Annotated in this window: 6 protein-coding genes; 4 read left to right on the top strand and 2 right to left on the bottom strand. The window is 62.0% G+C overall.

Annotation, left to right across the window (positions count from 1 at the left end; translation table 11 throughout):
- Positions 1 to 356 precede the first annotated feature (356 nt).
- Positions 357 to 1,040, top strand: coding sequence for a response regulator transcription factor (locus tag A7K61_RS21990; RefSeq protein WP_003191687.1), 684 nt, complete (start codon positions 357 to 359; stop codon positions 1,038 to 1,040).
- Positions 1,018 to 2,409 carry a HAMP domain-containing sensor histidine kinase gene (locus A7K61_RS21985; RefSeq protein ID WP_056787438.1) on the top strand — a complete coding sequence of 464 codons (1,392 nt, stop codon included), beginning with the start codon at positions 1,018 to 1,020 and terminating at the stop codon, positions 2,407 to 2,409. The genes A7K61_RS21990 and A7K61_RS21985 overlap by 23 nt, the downstream gene beginning before the upstream one ends.
- Positions 2,410 to 2,543: 134 nt before the next feature.
- On the opposite strand, the gene A7K61_RS21980 is transcribed toward A7K61_RS21985, so the two are convergent.
- Entirely contained in the window at positions 2,544 to 4,145 is a 1,602-nt protein-coding gene (locus tag A7K61_RS21980) for a murein L,D-transpeptidase (protein WP_047711020.1), read from the bottom strand.
- Positions 4,146 to 4,184: 39 nt separating this feature from the next.
- On the opposite strand from A7K61_RS21980, the gene A7K61_RS21975 reads away from it, so the two are divergent.
- Entirely contained in the window at positions 4,185 to 4,913 is a 729-nt protein-coding gene (locus A7K61_RS21975; RefSeq protein WP_032896994.1) for a murein L,D-transpeptidase catalytic domain family protein, read from the top strand.
- Between the two features lie 30 nt (positions 4,914 to 4,943).
- Positions 4,944 to 5,690, top strand: a complete 747-nt coding sequence (locus tag A7K61_RS21970; RefSeq protein ID WP_044274105.1) for a creatininase family protein — start codon at positions 4,944 to 4,946, stop codon at positions 5,688 to 5,690.
- Positions 5,691 to 5,835: 145 nt separating this feature from the next.
- Here A7K61_RS21970 and A7K61_RS21965 read toward each other — a convergent pair whose 3' ends face one another.
- Positions 5,836 to 6,177 (bottom strand): hypothetical protein, encoded by a 342-nt coding sequence (locus A7K61_RS21965; protein ID WP_032896991.1) that lies wholly within the window; start codon positions 6,175 to 6,177, stop codon positions 5,836 to 5,838.
- Between the last annotated feature and the right edge of the window lie 14 nt (positions 6,178 to 6,191).

Below are 6,191 nucleotides of genomic sequence, written 5' to 3'. Positions count from 1 at the left end.
TGGGCGAGGTGCCGAGTGGTGGGGCAAGAGACCTTTGGTTACTTTGGGGCTCTTTTCCAAAGTGACCCACGTCAGGGCGGAACCCTAAGTAGCCGTTACCGCAGCAATGGATATGCACACAATCCAACTGTGTTGACTGCCAGGCCGCCTTCGCGAGCAAGCCCGCTCCCACAGTTTGATTGTGGGGTGTCAGGTAGAGAAGTGTCGGCTGGTAGGCCGCCATCGCAGGCAAGCCAGCTCCCACAGTGTTCGATGTAGTGTCAGTTTCAGGAAGATGAAGTTTTATTTAGGAAACATTCAGCAACTTCTTGGCAAAATGTCGCCACTTCTAGTGTGAACGCTCACCAGGTAATCCTATGACCCGCATTTTGACCATCGAGGATGACGCCGTAACGGCCCGCGAGATTGTCGCCGAGCTGAGTAGCCATGGACTGGACGTAGATTGGGTGGACAACGGCCGCGAGGGCCTGGTCCGCGCTGTGAGTGGTGATTACGACCTGATCACCCTCGACCGCATGCTGCCCGAACTCGATGGCCTGGCCATCGTCACCACGTTGCGCACCATTGGGGTGTCTACGCCGATCCTGATGATCAGCGCCCTCTCCGATGTCGACGAGCGCGTGCGTGGCCTGCGTGCTGGCGGCGATGACTACCTGACCAAACCGTTCGCCTCGGATGAAATGGCCGCCCGTGTCGAAGTGCTGCTGCGGCGCAAAAGCACGGTCCAGGAGTTCGAAACCGCCCTGCGCGTGGCCGACCTGGAACTGAACCTGATCAGCCGCGAAGCCAGCCGTGCCGACCAGCCGCTGACCCTGCTGCCCACCGAATACAAACTGCTTGAATTCCTGATGCGCAACACTGGGCAGATCCTATCGCGGATGATGATTTTCGAGGAAGTCTGGGGCTATCACTTCGACCCCGGCACCAACCTGATCGACGTGCACATTGGCCGTCTGCGCAAAAAAATCGACCCACCGGGCCTCACGCCGCTGATCCGCACGGTACGAGGCTCGGGTTATGTCATTGCTGAACCCCTCTAAAGGCTGGCGCTCTTCCAGCAGCCGCTTGCTGGCGCTGTACAGTTCGTTGTTCGTGGCCTGGAGCTGCATCCTCATGGGGGTGCTGTACTACGAGGTGTCGGGCTACCTCAGCGACTTGTCGCGCCATTCCCTGTTGCAACGCCAGCACCTGTTCCAGCGTTTTGACGGCGAAGAGCTGGTGGAAGCGCTCACCACCAGCATGACCTTCGACATGAAGGGCGTGGACGCCTATGGCCTGTTCGATGAGCAATTTCGCCCACTGAGCGGGCCGATCCGCGCCGTACCACCCGACCTGCCGCTGGACGGCAAGATCCACGCCCTGACCAATTGCGTGCAATCCGATGACCCCAAACTGCCCAAGGACAGTTGCGACGCGGTGGCCACCCACACCGAAGACGGCCGCTGGCTGGTGTTGGTACGCGCCAACGGCTCGTTGTTCGGGGTCACACGGATTATCTGGCACGCCCTGCTGTGGGCGCTGTCCTTGACCATCATCCCCGGCGCTGCCGGCTGGCACCTGCTGCGCCGTCGCCCGTTGCGGCGCATTCGCGGGATCCAGGCCAGCGCCGAGGCCATCGTCGCCGGCGACCTCACGCACCGGTTGCCGCTGTCCAACCGGCGCGACGAACTGGACATGCTCGCCGCCATCGTCAACGCCATGCTCGACCGCATCGAAAAACTGATGAACGAGGTCAAGGGCGTGTGCGACAACATCGCCCACGACCTGCGCACCCCGCTCACCCGCTTGCGCGCCCAGCTTTACCGCATCAAGCAACAAGCCGAGGAAGACTCGGCCCACGCGGTAAAACTCGATGACGCCATCGCCGAAACCGACACGCTGATGGCGCGCTTTCGCGGACTGCTGCGCATCTCGGAACTGGAAGACCACCAGCGCCGCTCGGGCTTCCTGGTGCTGGACCCGCTGCCGTTGCTGCGCGAGCTGCATGACTTCTACCTGCCCCTGGCCGAAGAAGGCGAACTGGAGTTGGTGTTACAGGCGCCCGACTCACTGCCGTGGATTACCGGTGACCGTGCGCTGTTGTTTGAAGCCCTGGCCAACCTGCTGAGTAACTCGATCAAATTCACCCCGCCCAAGGGCAAGGTGATCCTGCGGGCGGTCAATGACCTGGGCAGTACGCGCATCGAAGTGCTCGACTCCGGGCCAGGCATTCCAGCCGCCGAGCGCGCGTCGGTGTTCCAGCGTTTCTATCGGGTCGATGAGAGTGATCAGCAAGGCGGGTTTGGTTTGGGCCTGTCGATTGTGGCGGCGATCATCAACTTGCATGGCTTCAAGCTGGAGGTCGGCACCAGTGAGTTGGGCGGCGCCCGCTTGGTACTCGAATGCCGCCAGCAACTGATGCCGGAATAGAACCCTAACGCAATGTAGGAGCGAGCTTGCTCGCGAAAAACTCACGGGCGCCGCGTTTATTCAGGAAGCGCGCGTTATCGTTGGCGTTTTTCGCGAGCAAGCTCGCTCCTACATGCGTATCCAGACCATGGGCGCTATAACACGCTGCCCATGGCCTTGATCAACGCCGGGTCACGCGCATAAATATCCGGCGCGTACACCAACTCGCCCTGGCGATCCACTTCCACGGTCCAATACCCCAACAGCACCGGTACCGGCGTGGCCAGCCTGAACTCATGGGTTTCGCCGGTCGCCAGCAGCTCGTCGGTGCGGGTGCGTTCGGCCGGCGTTACCAGCAGGTCGCGCAATAACAACGGTTGCTCGACCCGCACGCATCCGGAACTGAACGCCCGCGGGCCCTTGGTGAACAAGGGTTGGCTGGGGGTGTCGTGCAGGTACACCGAATACGGGTTGGGAAAGCGCATCACAATCTTGCCCAACGGGTTACGCGGGCCGGCCTGTTGGCGCAGCAGGATATTGCCCGGGCGTGCCCAGTCGACCTGGTCGGGGGTCAACGGGTGACCTTCGGCGTCGAGCACTTGCAGGTTTTGCTGGCGCAGGTATTCAGGGTTGAGACGGATGGCCGGCAGCTTGTCCTCGCGCATGATGGTCGGCGGGATGGTCCAGGTGGGGTTGAGGGTCAGCCGGGTGATGCGCGACTTGAGCAACGGCGTCTGGCGCTCGGCACGGCCTACTTGCAGGCGGGTTTGCCACACTGGGATGCCGCTCTGGTACACGCTCAGTTGCGCGGCGGCCACATTGACCACGACGCCTTCAGGCTCCAGGTCCTGGGCCAGCCAACGGAAACGCTCCAGGTTGATGCGCAGCTGTTCACGACGCATCGTCGGGCTGATATTGAGTTCGGCCACGGTGCCGGCGCCGATCACGCCGTCGGCCTGCAACGAGTGACTGAGCTGGAAGGCCTTCACCGCTTTAACCAGTTCGCCCTGATATTGCTTGCCGTTGCCGCTGGGCAACTGGGCCAGGTAGCCACCGTTGTGCAGGCGCCGCGCCAACTCCGGCACGCGGGGGTCGTTCATCCCCGGGCGCAACAGCGCGCCCTCAGCGACCGGGTCCCACTGGGGCAGCGGTTGCTGGCGCACGCCGGCATAGGCATTGCGCAGGCTGCGGTACAAATCGGCGCTGGGCCGCGCCTGGTCGAAGGCTTGGGCCATGTCGTGCAGGCCCGTGGCGGCGAACGCCAGTACCTCGGCATTCGGGTCGCCACTGGGTGGCTGGGAATGCCAGAGGGGCTCAAAACGCGATTGCTGCAGGCGCCCGTAGTGCAAATCCTGCAGAGCTTGCAGGTACTGCTGGCTGTTGGCGATATCGCTGCACAGTACGTTGGCCGTTGCATCCGCCGCAGGCAAGCTATAGTGGGTGGGGTCCAGGCCATCGTCGGCAAGCATCAGCAACTGGGCATGCAAGGCTTGCCGGCGTTCGTCAGCCGCCCATAGCGGGGCATCGCCCTGCTGCTGGTAAAAGGCTTGCAGGCGCGCCAACGCGGCGGCATCGATACGCGGCGCAAGCTGCGGGCAGACACTGGTCAACTGCGCCAAGGCCTGTTGCAGCGGCGCCAACGCGACCGGTGCGGGGGTGGTGACGGGCAAGGGTTCAACCGGCAGCGTTTGGGCTGTAGCGACCAATGGTGCAACGAGCAGGCAAATGCTCAAGTAACATGCGTGTTTTTTGAACAATTGACTTAGCTCCACTCCACAGCGGGGACTCGACTGTAGATGCTGACTTTTATACGCAGGCGCAGGCTAACCAGCCTGGGCTTGATCACCGGGTGCCTGGCTTTATTGAGCAATGTTGCGCTCGCCGCCAATGGCCCCTCTCCTTCCCTGTATAGCAGCCTGGCGCGCTCTGCTCCAGAACTCAATCCCACCGTCCTCAAAAGCGCCCTGAGCGCCGTGCAGTGCGCGGTCAATAACGGCGAGGAACGTTCCGATCGCCTAGCGGTTATTGACTACTCCCAGCCCTCGACCGCCCGTCGCCTGTGGATCTTCGACCTGCGCAAAAAGACCCTGGTTTTGCGCGACCTGGTAGCCCACGGCGCCAAGTCCGGGGAAAACTTCGCCACCCAGTTCTCCAATCTCGAGGGCAGCCACCAGTCGAGCCTGGGGTTGTTCCGCACCCAGGAAAGCTACCTGGGTGCCCATGGTTACTCGTTGCGCATGGACGGTCTGGAACCCGGCTTCAATGACCAGGCCCGCGACCGCGCCATCGTGATTCATGCCGCCGACTACGTCAGCCCCTTATGGAGCAAGCGCGAAGGCCGCATCGGCCGCAGCCAGGGTTGCCCAGCCGTGCGCCCGCAAGTTGCCCGTCAAGTGGTGGACAAGCTCAAGGACGGGCAGTTCATGTTTTCGTGGTACCCCGACCAGCGCTGGCTGAAGTCATCGACCTACCTCAATTGCAAACCCCAACAGGTGGCGAGTAGTCGTACAATCCGTGGCGGATAGCCTGTCCCCATAGATAAAAGAGAGCGTCGCATGCTTCTACACACCTCCACCTGGATCGAAATCGGGCAGTTCCTGGAACGCAGCCGCACGGTGGTGATTCCCATCGGCTCCAACGAGCAACATGGCCCCACCGGCCTGCTGGGCACTGACTGGATGTGCCCGGAGATCATCGCCCACCACGCCCAGAAGCACGCCGACATCCTCGTCGGCCCGACCTTCAATATCGGCATGGCCCAACACCACCTGGGCTTTCCCGGCACCATCTCCCTGCGCCCTTCCACCTTTATCGCCGCGATTGGCGACTGGGTGCGCTCGCTGGCCGGGCATGGTTTCGAAAAGATCCTGTTCCTCAACGGCCACGGCGGCAATATCGCCACGATTGAAGCGGCGTTCTCAGAGCTGTACGCCGAAGCCAGCTTCGCCCGCCGCCCGGCCGGTTTCGCGCTGAAGCTGGTGAACTGGTGGGACCTGGAAGGCGTCACGGACCTGGCCCAGCGTCAATTCCCGGTCGGGCATGGCAGCCACGCCACACCGTCGGAAATTGCCGTGACGCAGTGGGCGTATCCCGACTCGATCAAGTCTGCCGAGTACTCACCGCAAATCGCCAATACCGGCCCGATTCGCGAAGCCCTGGACTTCCGTGCGCGCTTCCCTGACGGCCGCATGGGCTCGGACCCGGCGTTGGCTACCGTGGAGAAAGGCGGTGAGTTGGTGGCGTTGGCGGCGCAAGGGCTGGTCAAGACCGTCGACAGCTTCAGCAACGAAGCCAAACCCTGATCCAAATGGGGCCAATACCCTGTAGGAGCGAGCTTGCTCGCGAAAAACTCATAGGCGCCGCGTTTATTCAGGAAGCCCGCGTTATCGTTGACGTTTTTCGCGAGCAAGCTCGCTCCTACAGGGTGGGTTTGCGTTGTGCCTGGGTTTATTTGCAATCCTGGGCGGCCTGCTCAAGCCGTGACGGCTTGATCGCCGAAGCCAACGGCTTGCGCTCGTACAGGAACACCTTGGTGCCGTCCTGGGACTTGTAGGCCTCCAGCACATCATCGGCGGCAATCTTGCTGGTCAACAGCACCTTGGCGTGCCGCGAGTTCTGGGTGACGGTCGAAGTGATGCCGTGCTTTTCCAGCTTGGGCAATACGCATTGCACATAGCCGTCGGGGGTTTTATCGGTTTGCAGGGTCAGCGATGGGGCATTGGGCGCCGTGATACAGCCGGTCAGCAATAACGAAGCACAAGCCAGGGCCGGGGCGAAGAAAGAGCGCATATACATTCCTGAAA

The organism is Pseudomonas sp. AP42, assembly GCF_001728935.1.
Classification (GTDB): Bacteria; Pseudomonadota; Gammaproteobacteria; order Pseudomonadales; family Pseudomonadaceae; genus Aquipseudomonas; species Aquipseudomonas lactis.
The sequence above is the reverse complement of the archived record's forward strand: the minus strand, read 5'-3'. Positions and strand labels throughout refer to the sequence as shown.